This window comes from Cellvibrio sp. QJXJ (assembly GCF_024452345.1).
GTDB lineage: Bacteria > Pseudomonadota > Gammaproteobacteria > Pseudomonadales > Cellvibrionaceae > Cellvibrio.
Window position 1 is genome coordinate 1 of the sequence record NZ_CP101662.1, and the last position, 17,363, is coordinate 17,363.

Below are 17,363 nucleotides of genomic sequence, written 5' to 3' on the forward strand. Positions count from 1 at the left end.
AAATTCATCATGGTGCCTTTTGCAGCCGCTTCTTTTACCAGTGCAATTAATTCCTTACCACTTACCTCGGCCGGGGTAGCCACCACTACCGCGTAGGGGTCAAGGGTTTTCATGTCCGGCACCACGGTACCAAACGCGGCTTTGGCCGCAACAAATTCACTTTTTACCAAGGGTAAATAGGGCGTGCCGGCTGCGTTTAAATCGCCGCAGGGAGTCGTGAAAGTACGCTCGGTTTTGCCATCAATCGCATGCAGCATAATATTGCCTACGCGAATTTGTGCGGCGAGTTGGGTAGCGCTGACCTTGTCCAAATCATTTTCCGGATGAACCCATTCGCGCCCGGCACCTTTACGTGAGCACTGGTGAAACAGTGTGTGGTTGGCAAGCTCATGGCCATTCACCGCTGCTTTGCGCCAGTCAGCCATGCGCGTAGCAACTGTGTCTGCCCCCAGCGTTAAATAAAAACTACCTTTTAAGCCGTATTTGTCCAGCGCCGGGATCGCGTTATCCAACTGCGAGGGTAGGGCATCGTCATAGGCCAGGTTTATTGCCGCCTTGGCACCGTTTGGCCATTTGAAAGTTTTGTCTGCCGCGAGAGTGAGTTGGCTGCCGAAAGCCAGCCCCAGACTGACAACTAAAGGAATTATTTTTTTCGTCATTGTTTTTGTCTCTGTTGTTTCTATTGTGAATGTTTCTAAGGTGATTGTTTTTGTGGGTGCGGCTGAACCTATTTAGCGGATGGCGATTATTGTTTTTGTGTTGCTAACCATAGCTGCTGTCGGTTGAATTTGCTACGGTAGGTTGCCATTTTGTCACTGGGCTAATGTGAATATTTGTAAGGATTTTTTACGTGCGCAGGGCGTTAATGACAACCGGTGGACTACAATCAATACATGACACAACGCAGGGTACACCTCACATTGCGCCTCACAGTTCATTTACCGTTCAGTCTGGGCAGCGAACAATTGTTTCTCTCTTAATTGCAGTAAAAGGAGCAGATATATGTCGTTAAAAGGTTTGGTTAGCGAGTGGGAAAAACAGGCGCAGGGGATTCTGACCAAGGATACCTACAATGTGCATCTCACCATTGAAGATGCGGCGCGTATTGATGCTTTGGCGGAGATGTACCCCAAACGCACCAAGGAGCAATTAATTCGTGAACTTTTATCCGCCGCGTTAAATATGGTGGAGGAAAGTTTTCCCTATGTGCAGGGCAATCGAGTGATCGCCACCGATGAAATGGGTGATCCGCTGTATGAGGATATCGGCCCCGAGCCGCGCTTTATGCAGTTGTTGGAGAAACACCTGCAAAAGTATCAAGTCAGTAGTTGATGCGTATTTTTTATAAAGCGTAACTTTTTAGTCGAGATCGTTAACCGAGTTTGTTAGTCGGGCTCGTTAGCCGGTGCTTGCGGTGGGTGGCAACTGCCGACGCAACGCCGGTAAATAAGCCCCGAGCGCAAGTGCGCGGGCGATAACGTAGAGAATAAATGCCAACCACAGACCCTGGTTGCCCGCCCATTCAACGAGCAGCCACGCGGCAGCGAGGAATATCAGCAGCGATACCAGCGCCGCGTTACGCATGGCGCGGCTGGCGGTGGCGCCAATAAAAATCCCGTCCAGCTGAAATGCCATAAATGACAACAACACATAAGTAGCGGCATAGGGCAGGTAAGTTTGCGCTTGCAGTTGGATGGCTGGATGCGGGTTCAATGCGTTAATCGCCAGCGGTCCAAACAGCAACAATAAAAGCATTAATCCGGCGGCACAGGCAGCAGCAATTTGGGTGGAGACCACAATCACGCGATCAAACAACTGGCGATTGCGCGCACCTATGGCTTTACCTACCAGCGACTCCAACGCAAACGCAAAACCATCCAGAAAAAACGCCGCAAAGGATAAAAACTGCAACAGGATATGGTTGGCCGCGAGCACCGTATCGCCAAATTGCGCCCCTTGATTGGCGAACCAACCAAAACCGGTGAGCATAAACAGCGTGCGCCACATGATGTCGCTATTGGTTTTTAAGGTGCTGACTAATGCGCTGCGCTGAAAAATATGGGACCAGATAAAAAAAGATTCCGTTTGCGGTTTGCGTAGCACCCGATAAAGAACCCCCGCGCCCACTAGCACACAAGTCCATTCGGCGATAACCGTACCTAACGCTATGCCGCGCACCCCCCAGTCAAACCCCACAACAAAAACCACATCCAGAATTAAGTTCACGCCATTCAGCAGTAGTTGTAACCAGAGTAATTGCCGGGTGTGCCCAAGGCCAATCAGTGCGCCCATAATCGCGTAGGTGGCGAGTGTGGCTGGTGCGCCCCAAATGCGCGTATGCATATAAACCTGCGCGGCTTGCTCAACGGCAAAACTGCCATCCAACAACCAAAACGCGAGCAGATTTAACGGGTACTGCAGCAAGATCAGTAGCAACCCAATTGCAACGCCCAGCAGCAGCGCTCGTCCATAAGCCGTGCGCACTTCGCGGTAATCACCAGCGCCCGCCGCCTGGGCGGTAAAACCGCTGGTGCCCATGCGCAAAAAACCAAAACCCCAGAAGAGAAAACTGAAAATCAGCGAACCCAGCGCAATTGCGCCCAAATCTGCAGCGGTGCCGCTGTGGCCGATCACGGCGGTATCCACTAAACCCAGCAAGGGCACGGCGGCATTGGCGAGAATAATCGGAATCGCCAAGCGAATAATCGCGCTGTGACGGGTATTAACCAGCGGGGTTGGCTGTGGGTGATCTGAAGCAGTGTTGTTATTCATTGGGTAAGACGTTATTCAACGGAAAGGTGAGTTATTGATAGGGGGTCGAGTGAATATATCAGTTGGGCGAAGAATAACTGCAGGGATATGCGCCTAAACGGCGGCAACTTGCGTATAACCGAATAACCCACCTAAATAGATAATGGAGAGAACATGTCGCAGCCAGTCAGCCCCACCGAAAATAATACCCCGGTGCACTTGCCCTGCCGGGGTTGTATGGACACTTGCCCGCACTACGCCACTTGCGATGGCAAACCCTGGCGTGACGATGGACAGCCAAAACCCGCACCGCATTAACCCCGCACCGCATTAACCCCGCACAGCATTAAGCCCGCTAAAAATAAAAACCCGGCTAATTGCCGGGTTCGGTGACAAATCCTAATTTTAAAATACCCGCTCGCTGCACCGCCGCCATAGTTTGTATCACATGTTCGTAGGCCGCCGCTTTATCGCCGCGAATGTGAATTTCCGGTTGCGGTTGTTTGCTTGCTTCAGCGGTGAGGCGGGCTTCCAAATCCTCAAAACTGACTTGGGTTTCGTTCCAGAAAATCGCCCCGTCGGCATTGACGGCAAGGCTGATGGTTTCCGGTTTTAATTCATTGGGGGTATTGTCGGCACGCGGTAAATCCACTTTTACCGAATGGGTTAACACCGGCACGGTGATAATAAAAATAATCAGCAATACCAACATGACATCCACCAAGGGCGTCATGTTGATTTCGCTCATGACTTCGCTATCGTCGTCGAGACCTCCACCAAATGCCATGGCTTAACCCTCTTTGCGCGGAGTAAGTTTGGTGATGGTGCCTTTGTTTTGCATTGGGCTGCCGGTGATGAAATAAGCGTGCAGCTGATGGGCAAAACGGTTGAGCTTGTTGAGGACACCTTTATTGGCGCGGTTTAAGGCGTTGTAGCCCAGCACCGCTGGAATGGCGACGGCCAAACCAAAGGCGGTCATGATCAATGCTTCACCTACCGGGCCGGCTACTTTGTCGATACTCGCCTGACCCGATACACCAATGCCAACCAACGCATGGTAAATACCCCACACGGTGCCAAACAAACCTACAAACGGCGCGGTAGATCCCACTGACGCCAACACCGCCAAACCACGCTGTAAACGTTCGGCGCTTTCATCGATAGAACCACGCAAGCAGGCAGTGAGCCATTCGGCGAGTGGCAAGTGACCGTGCAAGTCATCTTTGTGGTTGCTGTGGTGATCCAGCGCCGCCTGGCCTTCTTCGGCTAAATGGCGAAATGGAGTAGTGCGATCTTCCCCCAAGGTGCGCAAACCCTCGGCAAAACTTTGGGCGTGCCAGAAATCGTTTAAGCCCTGAGCCGAGCTGCGCAGGCGCCACAGGCCCCAGGCGCGCACCACAATTACCCACCAGCTGGCGATGGACATGACGAGCAAAATAATTGCGACACCTTTGATCAGTGCGTCGCCCTGTGCCCAGATGGAAGCTATGCCGTAAGGTGAATCCATAAAAACCTCGTTGTAGCGGTAGAAGTAAAAATCAGTTGTGGCAATCCGAGTAAAACAATCAGTGCAAATTAAATTCGAGTGGCTGTTCGTACCAGAAATCGATGGCTTGGCCGCCCTGGGTGGCGGGTTGGTAACGCCAACGTTTCACAGCATTGATCGCCGCTTCATCCAGCCGTTTGAAACCACTGCTGGCTTTCAGTTTTATCTCGCCGACGCTGCCGTCGGCGCGAATGAGAATTTCAAGCACCACCAGCCCTTCTTCCCGTAAACGCCGCGAGAGGCTGGGGTAGGCTGGTGCGGGGTTGCTGATTTGCCCGGCATCGGCGCGCGGTGGCACTACGGGTGCAGGTGCTGCCGGTTTGGGTTCAGCCGGTTGTGCGACCGGTGGAGTCGGTAGTGGTTCTGGTTCGGGTGCCTTTACTGCCCGCTCGGACGGCGGTGCTTTGGGCAACGGTTTGGGTTTTGGTTTGGGCGTTGGCTCCGGCTTTTTTTCCGGGGGTGGCGGTGGCGGGAGCGGTTCGGGCGGTGGTGGTGTTGGCTCTGGTTCCGCCATCACAATCACACCTTGAATAGTGGGTTGAACTATCTCCACCGGCGCGGGTTCAGGCGCGGACAAAACGATTGCCGCTAATGCTCCCAGATGCACACCAGCAACGAGCAGAAGAGAAATCAGTGAGCTGTGTTTGGACGACATCAACGAAGCACTAGCCTTGGCAAGGGTTAAATAACAAAACAGTGTTAATGATAATTCTTCTCAAATGTAAAGGCAATATAAACTCCTGTTTAGTCAAAGAAAGCGAGCGATTGCCTGAACAATTGGCTGGGTTACCGGTGAAGGCTCTGGCTGTTCTTATTCCTAAAAGCTTGATTTAGCGGGATTTTTAAGAAATAAAAAACCATCCAGCCAAGGGTAAATGCGGCCTGCGGGTGTTAACCTACCCAGCAGTCGCGATCAGTGCTTGCCCCCTGTGTTTGTATATAAAGCTAATAAAAAATTGTGTTTGCCGTTATGAGTCAAATCAATCGAGAGCATTTTTTCTCTAACCATGCCCTTGTCGGCTACGGCCTGTTAGTGCTGTTGGCACTGGGCGCGCCCTTGGTCAGCGCCCAGCCGAATACCGAGCCGGGCACCAAAGAAACCATGGAATACCGCTATTGGGATTGGGGAGTAACCCCCAAGCGCGATGATTATCAGGTGCAGCTGTTACGGCTGGCGCTGGATAAAACCCGTAGCAGTCATGGTGCATTCAAAATCCTGCGCGTAAAAGCCGAATTCTCCACGCCCCGTGTGCGGCGCGAGCTGAGCCGGGGGAAAATAATCAATGTGCAGGTCGGCCCTTGGCGGCGGGTGAGTCAGTCGGTGGGGCGAAGCGCTGATCCTGCTATCCGGATTGATATCCCGCTTTATAAAGGCTTGCTGGGGTATCGTCACTTGATTGTCCGGAGCGAGGATCAGGCTCGTTTTGCCGCCATCACCCAGGTATCTGCCTTAAAACGTCTCGTTGCGGGGCAAGTGCGTGGCTGGGTGGATACGGATGTTTATCGCGCCAATGGCTATCAGGTGCAAGACAGCTCCAATATCAGCAATGTACTGGCGATGTTAAACGCCAAGCGCTATGACTATGTCCCCATGAGTATTGTGGAGGCGCCACTGCTACTGGAGAGTCAGGCTGAACGGGGCTATAAGATGGTAGTGGCACAGCGCCCTTTGCTCTATTTTCCTTTGCCTTTTGTGTTTTATGTGAGCATTCATGAGTCGGAATTGGCCCAGCGCCTGGAGGAGGGGTTGCGCATCGCCCAGTCCGATGGTTCATTTGATGAGTTGTTTACGCGCACCTTTGCCGCTGAAATCGCCTTGATCAAACAGCAGCAGGGGGACTACTTTGTGCTGCACAACCCGCTGCTGCCCGCCCACCTGCAAAAGGTGCCCAGCTTCCTCGACTAAGGAGTTTATGTGCCCGGTTTCCTCTCCCAGCTGCAAACCTTGATCCAGATAAAAACCGCCAATCGCCCTTGGCATATTCCGTTTATGGTCGCGCTGGGGGCGGGTGTTCCTGCGCTGGTTGGGGCACTGCTTGGGCGCGTGGATCTGGCTATTTTGGCGGCGATGGGAGCCATGGTGTTTTTGTATATCCAACCGCTGCCATTGTTGCAACGCATGCGCCGCTTATTTTGGTGTTCTCTGGGATTAGTTGCCTGTTTTGCCTTGGGGCTCGGTGCCAGTTTTAGCGTTTATACGGCGACAGCGGCGCTTTTTGTGGCGGTGTTTGGCGCCACACTTATCACCCGGTTTTACGCTGTAGCACCGCCGGGCAGTTTCTTTTTTATCCTGGTGACGGTGATTGGTATTATTCAACCCTCTGGTGTTGTCCAGTTGCCTCTGCGCGCGGGGTTGGTCGCTGCCGGTGCGGGGTTTTCCTGCTTTTTGGCGTTGCATTACAGCCTTCTTCCGCGCGCTTATCCGCCGCAGGAGGCTCCCGCTGCAGCCACTGTGGTGCGCCCTTTTGCACTGATACTGGAAGCAGGTGTCATCGCCTTTTTTGTCGCCACTTCGTATGTGATTGCAATTGCCTTGTCGCTGGATAACCCCTATTGGGTACCTATTTCCTGTGCTGCCGTTATGCAAGGTGCCAGTTTCCGCATGGTGGTGCAGCGCAAGCTGCATCGAGTGTTTGGAACGGCGCTCGGGCTGATTTTGGCTGCATTGTTATTCACGCTGCCACTTAACCCTGTAGCTATCGCACTCTTAATAATGCTGTTGACCTTTGTTGTGGAGTTCTTAGTGATGCGCAATTACGGCCTCGCGGTGATTTTTATCACGCCGTTGACCGTACTCTTTGCAGAGGCGACTGCTGTGAATTGGGTGCCTGAGGTGCTATTGCGGGCGCGCTTGTTGGATATTGTCTTGGGCAGTTTGCTGGGGCTGATTGGCGGTTGGGTGGTATATCACCCAACCGCATTTGAGCGGATGGAGCGCTGGTTGATGCGGTTGTGTCGCTGTTCTTCCTAAAATATTCAGGTGTTAACCAGTGTGTGATTAAACAGCTCGGCTTCGATAAAACTGAGCAGTTTGCGGTAGCCGGGGTTTAGTGTGCGGCGCGCTTCGCGTACATCCACATAATAGGCGGCACGCTGACCGTGATATTCCACCACCGGCCCCAGCTGAGTGCAGTGAATCCCTACAAATTTGAGGCTGCGCGCCAAGCGCGGCTCCATCATCAAATAAATATGCACCCGGCGGGTTTTGTGACACAGCGCCATGGCAGATAAGTACAGGCTCACCGCAATGTAGGGAAACGCGCGCATTTCGTGGGCGGAGAAAGTCTCTTCATTGATTACCCCGGTCGCTGCACCTTCCTGCTGGTCGGATTGGCGTTTGCGAAACAGCGCGGGTACGGCCAGGCGCGACAACTCACAAATTTGATGGGGTAAAAAGTTGTGGGGGGCAAGGCTTTCATGGGTTACAGCCTGTGCACAGTATTTTTGCAGTGGCAGTAAATCATCGCTGCTTTTGGTGGTGATGACACGTACTGTACCTGCCAGTTGTTCGCTTTTGATATGGCGAATGGCGCAGTGAACCGAGCGCTGGTCAAATTCATCCTGCTCGATTTGTTCGGGTTTGGTGTCCTCAAAATGCAACTCTTCGCAATAGACTTTGTGGCGCAATTGATAAACCTCGTGCTTCAGCGTCTCGCTCAGCGCCAATTGTGGCGTGAGGTACTGCGAGAAGTGCTTGGCAATTGCCATGGCATCTTCGCGGTCAATCGCTCCGGCGGGGTTTTTATTGGTGATTGGTGCACTTGTGTCTGTAGGGGTAGCTTGCGGCTCTAACGGCTGGCTGGGCAATGCTTGCGTCTTCATAAAATCCTTGGCACGGGAATAGTGAATCAACGGGAAATGGCTACAGCGTAGCACTGCATCGATTAAATTGATGAGTGCTATACTCGCCCGCTCTTGTAACAGAGTGGCGCCAAAGGCTCCACTATTTATGAATATTTTAGTAGGCATTTATGGAATTTTTTGTACTGCTGGGTCTTATTGTGCTTAACGGCGTATTTGCCATGTCGGAAATTGCCATAGTGACGGCAAAAAAGTCCCGCCTTACTGCTCTGGCGGCTAAGGGCAGCCAATCGGCGGCGGCTGCATTAAAACTCGCGGAAGAGCCCACCCAGTTCCTCTCCACCGTCCAGATCGGTATTACCTCTATCGGTATCATGAACGGTATTTTTGGGGAGTCTGTATTCGCCGAACCCTTTGCCCTGTGGCTGCAAACCCTTGGTGTGCCCACCAATATTAGCGATAATTTCGCCACCATTTTGGTGGTAGTGGTGGTCACTTATTTATCCATTGTGGTGGGCGAGTTAGTGCCCAAGCGTATCGGTCAACTCAGTGCCGAGCGCATCGCCTGCGTGATGGCAAGACCCATGCAGTTATTGGCGATCCTCACCAAACCCTTTGTCGCGCTGCTTTCTATGTCCACCCGTTATTTAATGCGCATTATGGGTTTTCACCAAATGCAGGGGCATCAGGTTACTGAAGAGGATATTCACGCGATGCTGGATGAGGGCTCAAGCTCGGGCATATTGGAGGAGCAAGAGCACACCATGGTGAAAAATGTACTGCGTCTTGAAGCGCGCAGCATTGTGTCACTGATGGTGCCGCGCGCGGATGTCATCTATCTGGATACCGCTTTGTCGCTGGAGGACAACTATGCGCGGGTTATGCAATCGCCCCATACGCGGTTTCCGGTGTGCACCAAACAAAATGACAATGTAATTGGCATCATCAACGCCAAAGAGTTATTGGCTGAAGCCATTCGCGGCAATCAAGTGGATTTGGCGACTATGGCGCAACCCTGCCAGGTAGTGCCGGAATCGCTCACGGCGATGGAGTTATTGGAGTTCTTCCGTTCCTCGCGCAGCCAAATGGTGTTTGTCGTGGATGAATATGGCGATATGAAAGGCATAGTCACCCTGCAGGATTTGCTGGAAGCACTCACCGGTGAATTTATCAGTGAAGATGATCAGGACGCGTTTATTATTCGCCGCGATGACGGCTCCTTCCTGCTCGATGGCATGCTGCCAGTGCTGGATATTAAAGACTGCCTTGAGCTTGCCGAACTGCCGGACGAGGGTGATTACCAAACCCTTAACGGGCTGATGATGTTGCTGATTGGGCGCATGCCCGCTACGGGCGACAAAGCCCAATTGCAAGGCTGGCAGCTGGAAATTGTGGATATGGATGGCCGCCGCATCGACAAGGTGCTCGCCTGTAAAATCGACCAGGAAGACGATAATTAAGCTGACGCATACGTATTCATAGGCGCAGGGGCAAAGCAGGGCTTGGCACTGGTGTTATGAATGGGCTTTACTCACAAAGCTCATTCTCATAATGCTAATACCCAATGGAGCCCACTTCATGAAACGCCTGCTTTCCCTGTTTATTGCTGCGAGCCTGCTCGCTGGTTGTTCCGAATCCGGTACTTCCACTCCCCCCAATCAAAACCAACTTCTCAACCAAACGCCCACCAGTGCAACTGCCAGCAGTGCGGCTTATCAATCCCTTGTGATTAATGAAGATGCCAATGCCTGGTGGCATAACGCCATTATTTATGAAATCTGGCCGCGCTCTTTTTACGATGCCGACGGCGATGGCAGCGGTGATTTCAACGGCATGACCAGCAAGCTGGATTACCTGAAAGGGTTGGGGGTGAACGGCATTTGGCTAACGCCAGTTTTTGAAGCGCCTTCTTATCACGGTTACGACTTTCAGGATTTTTACAACGTCGAATCCGACTACGGCACCATGGCAGAGTTTGAAAACTTTATCGCCGAAGCCCACAAGCGTGACATCAAAGTGATTCTGGATTTAGTGCTCAATCACATCTCCGATAAACACGATTGGTTTACTAAATCTGCCAATAAAGAAGCCGGTTACGAGGATTATTTTATTTGGCGCGATGACCGCCCCGAAAGCGGTTGGGGTCAGCCTTGGTCGAGCGAATCCAACCCTGCGGCGGTATGGCATTGGAATGAAACACGCAAAGCCTATTATTACGGCGCCTTCGGTGGCAGCCAGCCGGATTTAAATCTCACCAAACAAGTCGTGATCGATGAATTAAATAAACTCGCCACTTTCTGGTTAGAAAAAGGTGTGGATGGTTTCCGTTTGGATGCAGTGCGTTATGCGGTGGAAGAGGGCGGTTATCCATTGCAAGCGGATACCAAAGGCACTATTGACTACTGGACTATTTTTACCCAACACGTGAAATCCATAAAGCCGGATGCCATGTTAGTCGCCGAAGCTTGGGCGGATCTAAATACCATTGGCAAATACCGCGACAACGGCAAAGGTTTGGACTCCGCTTTTGATTTTGATTTTGGCACCATGGTGGTTGATATCCTCAACCCCGCAGTTAAACAAAGCGCGGATTTTGGTACCCTCGGCAATAATGCCATGCAACAAAATCGCGAAAATCTGTGGGCCAATTTACAAGCGCGTAAAGCTGCCGCACCGATGAATTATTTTTCACCCTTCCTCACCAATCACGATCAAAACCGCATCATGTTGTCGCTCAACGGCGATATGAACAAAGCAAAAATTGCCGCGAGTTTATTAATGACAACTCCTGGCACTTTGTACCTGTATTACGGCGAAGAAATTGGTATGTCGCAATACAAAACCGGCGACGATCAATACCGCCGCGCGATTATGCAATGGAACGACGAGCCCTCCGCCGGTTTTAATAGCACCGCCAATTTTTGGTTGGATCAAGGCAAGTGGTTCCCCTGGGTGCAAAACCACGAAGGCTGGTTTGCCAATTATTGGCAAGGGCTGCAAGGCAAAGGCTTATCAGTCGCGGCGCAAAGTGCCGACGCAAATTCCCTGCTCAATCACTACAAACGTTTAATCGCCGTGCGCAACAACAACCCAACCCTCAAACAACCGGACGAAATCCGTTATTACCCGGTGGATAATCAGGATGTTTGGCTGGTAGAAAAAATTGGCGAGACCGGCAGCCTGTGGGTAGTGATTAATTTAAATTCAAGCGCAGCCGCCGAAGTACAAATCCCCACCGCACTGCAAGGTGCACGCACCGAAAAACTCAGCGGCAAGGAAATCAACCTGACTGAACGCATTACCTTACAACCGGCGGAGGCGTTGATTTTTTAATTTTTTCTCGGGCGCAGAATTCATAAAAAAATTCTGCGCTTGTTGTTTAGGCTGCGTTGTTTAGGTTGAATTGTTTAGATTGAATGGTTTAGATCCAGTTGTTTAGACCGAGTTATTGCGCCTACCTTATATTTTTCTTTCCTGCATCACTTCTACGCGTTACCGTTGTTTATTGCGCGGTATTTCTTGGTATTAACGTTTCTTATTTGCCGTCGTTGTTGGCATGCTTGTATGCTGGGTCGGCTTTTCCCCTCTGATTGTTTGTTATTGCCCAGGAAATAATGATGAAGAACTGGCTATTTACCTTTGCTGCACTGAGTTGTCTGATTTACGCCTCGGCGACAGCCGCAAGTACCGCTGAAACAAAATTACCATCACACTCTACGGAAAATGACTACGCCCGCGTCAGTGCTGACGGCAAGGTGGCGGTGGCGACGGTAAATCCCTATGCCACGCAGATTGCGATGGATACGGTGGCGCGCGGTGGTAATGCGTTGGATGCGGCGATTGCAGCGACCTTTGCACTGGGTGTAGTGGATGGCCATAACTCGGGCATTGGTGGTGGCTGTTTTATTCTGGTGCGTTTGGCCGATGGGCGGGTGCTTGCGATTGATGGGCGTGAGATGGCGCCAGCGGCGGCAACACGCGATATATTTTTGGTGGATGGCAAGGCTAATCCGGAGTTGAGCCGCACCGGTGCGTTGGCCGTGGGAGTTCCCGGTTCGGTATTGGCGTTGGATAAGTTGCGGCAATTGGGTGCTGCGTTGCGCTGGCGGGATTTAATTTTGCCCTCCGCCGAGTTGGCGGATAAGGGGTTTGTGGTGTCCCATAGTCTCGCGGAGCGATTGGCAGCAACCGCGCCTAATTTGGCGAAATTTCCTGCCAGTGCCGCGATTTATCTGGATGCTAAACAACAGCCTTGGGTGGCTGGCAGTGAACTGCGTCAGGTGGATTTGGCAGATACTTATCGTGCGATTGCCAAGCAGGGGTCAGCCTATTTTTATCAGGGCGATTTTGCGCGCAAAACCGAGCGCTGGATGCAGCAAAATGGTGGTTTGATCACCCGCAAAGATTTTTCCAATTACCAAATCAAAATGCGCAAACCAATCGTTTCCGAATTTGCCGGTTACACCCTTTATGGTTTTCCACCGCCCAGTTCCGGCGGAACCCATGTGGCGCAAATCCTGAATATTCTTGAACAATTTGATTTGGAAAAAACCACCACCAGCGAGCGCTATCACCTGATTGCCGAGGCGATGAAATTTGCCTTTGCCGATCGCGCCCATTGGTTGGGCGATGCGGATTTCACCCGTGTGCCGCGCGGTCTTACCGATAAAAATTACGCGCGCAGCATTGCCCAAAAAATCAGTTTGGAAAAAACCACGGCCGCGATCACCCACGGCAATCCTGAAGTGGATATCCAGCACCTGATGAACAAACACACCACCCATATCGCCGCGGCAGATTTGCACGGCAATTGGGTTGCCATTACCTCCACGGTAAACACCAGTTTTGGTAGTAAGGTCGTTATTCCCGGTACCGGTGTGGTGCTCAACAACCAAATGGATGATTTTTCTGCGCAGGTGGGTGCAGCCAATGCGTTTGGTTTGGTGGGGTCAGATGCGAACGCGGTTGCTGCAAAAAAACGCCCATTGTCCAGCATGAGCCCGACGCTGGTATTTAAAGGCGACCAACCGGTGATGACGCTCGGCGCGGCGGGTGGGCCCACGATTATCTCGCAAGTAGTGCAAACGCTGCTCTATCGCCTGCAGGACAATATGCCATTGGCGGAAGCCATGGCACAGCCACGTATTCACCAGCAGTGGAACCCGAATCAATTATTTGTGGAAGCGCGCATGCCGCAACCGGTACAGGAAGCGTTGCAGGAAAAAGGCCACAACCTGAAAGTCTGGTCGCGCATGGGGGCTTCACAGGCGATTGAATTGCGCGATGGCAAATTGATTCCCGTGGCCGAACCGCGGGTGATTGAACAAAACAGCGGGCGATAATTTCTAAAAGGTTTCAAGCGATTCATGTGCGCCGCGCGGATTTTTTCATCTGCGCGGCGCGCTTATTTTTTAGTGCTCTGCGGTCGCGCTTATTCTTTAATGCTCCGCTGTCGCGCTTATTTTTAATGCTCCGCTGTCGCGGGTTTAGCTAACCTGGGTTTTCCGCTGATTTTTTCTGCCAGTCCCTGCACCAGGCAGTAGAGCAGGGGCACCATAAAAATCGCCAGCAGGGTCGCAACCAACATCCCGCCAAATACTGTTAACCCCAATGTTACCCGCGCGCCAGCACCGGCACCGGAGGCCAGAACCAAAGGCACTACGCCGAGGATAAATGCGAAGGAAGTCATAAGTATTGGACGCAGGCGCAGCAGTGCCGCTTCCAGTGCCGCATCGCGCAGAGCTTGGCCTTGTTCGTATTTCATTTTGGCAAACTCCACAATCAAAATGGCATTCTTGGCGGCGAGGCCAATCACCAATACCAAACCGATTTGGGTGTAAACCGACCCCGGCGCGCCGGTAATCCACAGGGTAAACATGGCGCCAAAAATTCCGAAGGGTAGGGACAAGAGCACTGCAAAGGGAATCGCCCAGCTCTCGTAGAGTGCCGCGAGGAACAGAAATACCACCACCAACGCCAGTGCCAAAATAGGTGCGGTTTGCCCCGCACTTTCCTGCTCTTGCCGCGACAGCCCCGCCCATTCAAAACCATAGCCCTCGGGTAGGGTTTCCGCCGCTATGGCGGCCAGTGCTGCCAGGGTCTCACCGGAGCTGAAACCTGTAGCCGGTTTCCCGCCAATCTCGGCGGCGGTGTAACCGTTAAAACGTTTTAGCACAAACGGCGTGCCCGTTTTTTCGGTACTGACCAACGTGGAGAGCGGCACCATATGGCCCTGGTTGCTGCGCACAAATAGCAACCCCAGTGCTTCGGTGTTGTCGCGAAAGGCGCTGTCGGCTTGCAAGGTGACCTTATAGGTGCGACCAAACTGCGAGAAGTCGTTCACCTGTAAACCGCCGAGCATGGCCTGCAGGGTGGAGAACACTTCCGAGAGCGGAACGCCCAGTTTTTTTGCTTTTTCGCGATCCACATGAATACGAATGGCCGGGGTGGAGGTTTGCAGTTTGGAGAATACCGAGCCAATTTCCGGCCGCTGTTGCGCCGCTGCCACAAAATTATTGGCGACCTCTTCCAGCGCTTCGGCACCTTTACCGGATTTATCCTGCAGCATCATGCTAAAGCCGCCGGTGGCCGATAGCCCGGGAATGGCCGGTGGGTTAAACGGCAGTACCTGTGCCTCAGTAATCGCCTGCGCCTGGGCGTAGAAACTGCCGATAATCGCGCGCAGTGAGGTCTCCGCCGTGGTGCGCTCTGACCAATCCTCAAGCCGGATCACCAATAACCCCGCGTTGGACTGTGGTGCCCCCACCAACAGGTTCACACCACTGACGCCAATGGTTTTATCCACCCCCGGAATTTGCAGTGCCAGGGCTTCCACCCGGCGCATGGTTTCTTGCGTGCGCGCCAAGGTGGCCGCTTCCGGCAGGGTGACAGCGGCTAAAAAGTAACCCTGATCTTCATCCGGCACAAAGGTGGTGGGCACTTGTTTGAATAACCCCCCAGTGGCGATCACCAGCCCAACCAGTAGCAGCAATGCGAGGGTACTGCGGCGAATACCCAGCGCTACACCGCGCCCATAGTGGGTGGTGATGGCGTCAAACTGGCGGTTGAATCCGGCAAAAAAGCGTTGGATCAGGCTGTTATCTTTGGGGTCTTTGTGGCGTAACAGCATGGCGCACAGGGCGGGGGTTAGGGTCAGGGCGACCAGCGCCGAGATCAACACCGCCACCGCGACCGTCAGGCCAAACTGGCGGAACATCACGCCCGATATTCCCCCCAACAGTGCCACCGGCACAAACACCGCACAGAGCACCAGGGCTATGGCAATCACCGGCCCCGAGACTTCGCGCATGGCGCGGATGGTAGCGCCCCGTGCGGTTAAGCGATTGTGTTCCATGTGATGTTCAACCGCTTCCACCACGACGATGGCATCATCCACCACTATGCCTATCGCCAATACCAGCGCAAACAGGGTGAGGGTATTGATGGAAAAACCCAGGGCCACAAATACCGCCAGAGTGCCAATCAGGCTCACCGGCACGGCGAGCATGGGAATCAGCGTGGCGCGCCAGCTTTGCAAAAATAACGTGACGACCACCAGCACCAATAGCATGGCCTCCACAAAGGTTTTGAGTACCTCGCGCATGGATTCAGTCACAAAAATGGTGTTGTCGGTGACTATATCCAGCGCCAGATCGGGCGGGAAATCGCCTTGCACGCGGGCCAGTTCCGCGCGGATTTGCTCGGCAACGTCCAGTGCATTGGCATCCGGTGTGAGGTTGATGGCGTAAATAGCGGCGGGATTACCTTTGAAGGAGCCGAAGTAGAGGAAATCTTTTGCGGTTAATTCACAGCGGGCGACATCGCCCAACCGCACAAAACCGCCCTTGCTGTTGCTTTTCAGGATCACCGCACAGAATTCTTCCGGTTGCACCAATCTCCCTTGTACCAGCGCTGAGTATTGTGAACTTTGGGTGGCGGGTGCCGGGTATTGGCCAAAGGTTCCGGCGGGCACCTGGGTATTTTGTTCGCGCAGGGCTTGGCTTACATCGTTGGCGGTCACCCCGTGTTTGGCCATTTGAGTGGGTTCGAGCCAAATACGCATGCCAAAATCGGCGCCGTATTCATTCACGTTACCTACACCGGGAATACGTTTGAGCACATCGGTAATGTAGATGCTGCCGTAATTTTTCAGGAACAACTGGTCGTAACTGCCTTTGGGGGAATGCAGGGCGTAGTACATGAGTACATCGGGTGTCTGTTTGCGAATGGTCACGCCCGCTTGAGTCACTTCGCCGGGCAAACTCGGGTTGGCGGTAGCGGCGCGGTTTTGGGTGAGTACCGCGGCCATATCGGCGTTGCGTTCCAGCCCAAAAGTGACGTTGAGTGAATAGAGCCCACTGCCGTTGGATTGGGAATCCATATACAGCATGCCCTCCACACCGTTGACCTTATCCTCAATCACCTGCGCCACACTTTCCTGTACCACCTCGGCATTGGCGCCCACATAAGCGGTGCTGACGTTGATGGTGGGCAAGGTGATTTGCGGGTATTGGGCAATAGGCAACACACTCAGCGCCAATGCGCCGCAGAGTGAAATAAACAGCGACAGCACAATTGCAAACACGGGGCGATCAATAAAAAAGTGCGCCATGGTTAATCCCCCTGTGCAGCGTTGACTGCAGCGTCGGGGCCAGCGCTCTCAATAACAGTGGGGCTCTCAATAACAGCTGCGCTATCGATGGCGATGGCCTTAACCTGCATGCCGGGGCGCGCTTTATGGTGGCCATCATCGCGGACTCCTGCATCATGGTTTGCGCCTGATTTAATTGTGCCTGCGCTGCGTCCAGTGCGGCCTTGGCTTGCGCGGCTTTGTTGATAATGTCGTCGTAAGCCTGGCGGGAAATAGTGCCTTTCTCCACCAGGGTTTTATAGCGTGTTTGATCGGCCAGCACCTTGGTTTGGTCGGCTTGCGCCTTGCTCACATTGGCTTTGGCCTCGTTCAGGGCTGCGAGCAAACTGTCACTGTCGATACGAAACAGCGGCTGCCCCTGCTGCACCAAACTGCCTTCCTCAAACTCTACCGAAAGTACTCGCCCATTCACTTTGGAGCGAATTTCCGCTTCCTCAACGGCCGCCACCTCGCCGATAAAATCCCGCTCAATTTCTATCGCTCGTCGCTCCGGCTGCTGAACGCTGACTTGCACCGGGCTTGCGCCCGCCGGAGCGGGTTTGTCACAACCAACTAAAGCTAAACAAAACACGGCAGCAATAAGAGCACGGGTCTGCATGGCGGCGATCCTTTTGA

General features: G+C 53.0%; 14 protein-coding genes and 1 pseudogene. 7 read left to right on the forward strand and 8 right to left on the reverse strand.

Annotated features, from left to right (window positions below; genetic code table 11):
- Window positions 1-251: 251 nt before the first annotated feature.
- A pseudogene (locus NNX04_RS00005) lies at window positions 252-659 on the reverse strand (polysaccharide deacetylase family protein); the annotation flags it as partial.
- A gap of 343 nt (window positions 660-1,002) precedes the next feature.
- On the opposite strand from NNX04_RS00005, the gene NNX04_RS00010 reads away from it, so the two are divergent.
- Complete coding sequence (locus NNX04_RS00010) at window positions 1,003-1,332, forward strand: type 1 pili tip component (protein WP_261947070.1); 330 nt, start codon at window positions 1,003-1,005, stop codon at window positions 1,330-1,332.
- A 66-nt stretch (window positions 1,333-1,398) separates the two neighbouring features.
- Here NNX04_RS00010 and NNX04_RS00015 read toward each other — a convergent pair whose 3' ends face one another.
- Window positions 1,399-2,772 carry an MATE family efflux transporter gene (locus NNX04_RS00015; protein ID WP_261947071.1) on the reverse strand — a complete coding sequence of 458 codons (1,374 nt, stop codon included), beginning with the start codon at window positions 2,770-2,772 and terminating at the stop codon, window positions 1,399-1,401.
- A gap of 153 nt (window positions 2,773-2,925) precedes the next feature.
- On the opposite strand from NNX04_RS00015, the gene NNX04_RS00020 reads away from it, so the two are divergent.
- Entirely contained in the window at window positions 2,926-3,069 is a 144-nt protein-coding gene (locus NNX04_RS00020; RefSeq protein WP_007643798.1) for a hypothetical protein, read from the forward strand.
- Window positions 3,070-3,124: 55 nt separating this feature from the next.
- Here the strand turns inward: NNX04_RS00020 and NNX04_RS00025 are convergent, their stop codons facing one another.
- From NNX04_RS00025 to NNX04_RS00035, 3 genes are read right to left on the reverse strand one after another with little or no spacing between them, the layout of a single operon-like run.
- Window positions 3,125-3,538 (reverse strand): ExbD/TolR family protein, encoded by a 414-nt coding sequence (locus tag NNX04_RS00025; RefSeq protein WP_007643796.1) that lies wholly within the window; start codon window positions 3,536-3,538, stop codon window positions 3,125-3,127.
- A gap of 3 nt (window positions 3,539-3,541) precedes the next feature.
- Complete coding sequence (locus NNX04_RS00030; protein WP_007643794.1) at window positions 3,542-4,258, reverse strand: MotA/TolQ/ExbB proton channel family protein; 717 nt, start codon at window positions 4,256-4,258, stop codon at window positions 3,542-3,544.
- 58 nt (window positions 4,259-4,316) lie between these two features.
- Window positions 4,317-4,952, reverse strand: a complete 636-nt coding sequence (locus NNX04_RS00035) for an energy transducer TonB (RefSeq protein WP_007643792.1) — start codon at window positions 4,950-4,952, stop codon at window positions 4,317-4,319.
- Window positions 4,953-5,267: 315 nt separating this feature from the next.
- On the opposite strand from NNX04_RS00035, the gene NNX04_RS00040 reads away from it, so the two are divergent.
- On the forward strand, window positions 5,268-6,203 hold the full coding sequence (locus NNX04_RS00040; protein WP_050977076.1) for a transporter substrate-binding domain-containing protein: 936 nt from the start codon (window positions 5,268-5,270) through the stop codon (window positions 6,201-6,203).
- A gap of 9 nt (window positions 6,204-6,212) precedes the next feature.
- Window positions 6,213-7,268, forward strand: coding sequence for an FUSC family protein (locus NNX04_RS00045; RefSeq protein ID WP_261947072.1), 1,056 nt, complete (start codon window positions 6,213-6,215; stop codon window positions 7,266-7,268).
- 5 nt (window positions 7,269-7,273) lie between these two features.
- Here the strand turns inward: NNX04_RS00045 and NNX04_RS00050 are convergent, their stop codons facing one another.
- On the reverse strand, window positions 7,274-8,119 hold the full coding sequence (locus NNX04_RS00050; RefSeq protein ID WP_050977075.1) for a PEP-CTERM/exosortase system-associated acyltransferase: 846 nt from the start codon (window positions 8,117-8,119) through the stop codon (window positions 7,274-7,276).
- A gap of 149 nt (window positions 8,120-8,268) precedes the next feature.
- On the opposite strand from NNX04_RS00050, the gene NNX04_RS00055 reads away from it, so the two are divergent.
- The 3 genes from NNX04_RS00055 (at window position 8,269) to ggt (ending at window position 13,440) form a co-directional block, all read left to right on the forward strand.
- Window positions 8,269-9,558, forward strand: a complete 1,290-nt coding sequence (locus NNX04_RS00055) for a hemolysin family protein (protein WP_007643785.1) — start codon at window positions 8,269-8,271, stop codon at window positions 9,556-9,558.
- 118 nt (window positions 9,559-9,676) lie between these two features.
- Window positions 9,677-11,431 (forward strand): alpha-amylase family glycosyl hydrolase, encoded by a 1,755-nt coding sequence (locus tag NNX04_RS00060; RefSeq protein ID WP_261947073.1) that lies wholly within the window; start codon window positions 9,677-9,679, stop codon window positions 11,429-11,431.
- Window positions 11,432-11,712: 281 nt separating this feature from the next.
- A complete protein-coding gene (ggt, locus tag NNX04_RS00065; protein ID WP_261947074.1) occupies window positions 11,713-13,440 on the forward strand; it encodes a gamma-glutamyltransferase in 1,728 nt (575 codons plus the stop codon).
- A gap of 122 nt (window positions 13,441-13,562) precedes the next feature.
- On the opposite strand, the gene NNX04_RS00070 is transcribed toward ggt, so the two are convergent.
- Complete coding sequence (locus tag NNX04_RS00070) at window positions 13,563-16,709, reverse strand: efflux RND transporter permease subunit (RefSeq protein ID WP_261947075.1); 3,147 nt, start codon at window positions 16,707-16,709, stop codon at window positions 13,563-13,565.
- Window positions 16,690-17,346 carry an efflux RND transporter periplasmic adaptor subunit gene (locus NNX04_RS00075; RefSeq protein WP_261947076.1) on the reverse strand — a complete coding sequence of 219 codons (657 nt, stop codon included), beginning with the start codon at window positions 17,344-17,346 and terminating at the stop codon, window positions 16,690-16,692. Before NNX04_RS00075 ends, NNX04_RS00070 begins: the two co-directional genes overlap by 20 nt.
- Window positions 17,347-17,363: the final 17 nt, after the last annotated feature.